The organism is Halorubrum sp. Atlit-28R, assembly GCF_003665955.1.
In the GTDB taxonomy this organism is placed as follows: domain Archaea; phylum Halobacteriota; class Halobacteria; order Halobacteriales; family Haloferacaceae; genus Halorubrum; species Halorubrum tropicale.
Genome location: NZ_QPLS01000257.1, coordinates 1 through 445, shown reverse-complemented (window position 1 = coordinate 445; position 445 = coordinate 1). Strand labels below are relative to the sequence as shown.

At 59.6% G+C, this 445-nt stretch carries 1 protein-coding gene; it reads left to right on the top strand.

The window, feature by feature from the left end; genetic code table 11:
- Window positions 1-146: 146 nt before the first annotated feature.
- Window positions 147-445 (top strand): twin-arginine translocation signal domain-containing protein (locus DVK06_RS17795; protein ID WP_121601168.1); only part of this gene is annotated, 299 nt, incomplete at its 3' end.

Sequence of the window (445 nt, the reverse complement as noted above, 5' to 3'; positions counted from 1 at the left end):
GCTTCTTGTTGCGGGCGCGTTCAAGAACTAGCGGGACTCCGTATCTATTGTCTCCTTTGTAGCGCTATGTTGGTGTCCCAACCGTCGAAACGGCTACGTTAGGCTCATAGCAATTCCCTTTAGCGGCCGGTCGTGTTGCCCTAGTGATGGTATCAACCAGGAGAAGTTTCATCGGGGGTTCTGCCGCGGCGTTGGCGGGTCTCGCCGGCTGTCTGACAACGAGTAATTCCGAACGTGACGCCTCTTCGACTGGCTCCGGTGGCGGCGACGCGGAAACGTACGAGGTCGGCTATCGGGACTTCCAGACGAACATCGAGGCCACCGCGTTCCCCGATATGCTGTACTTCTACTGCGTCCAGTCCGGGTGGATGAACTGGCCGTCGCTGATGCAGTCGTTCGAGGACTCCTACGGCGTGGCCGTCCACGACGACGACCGCTCGTCGGA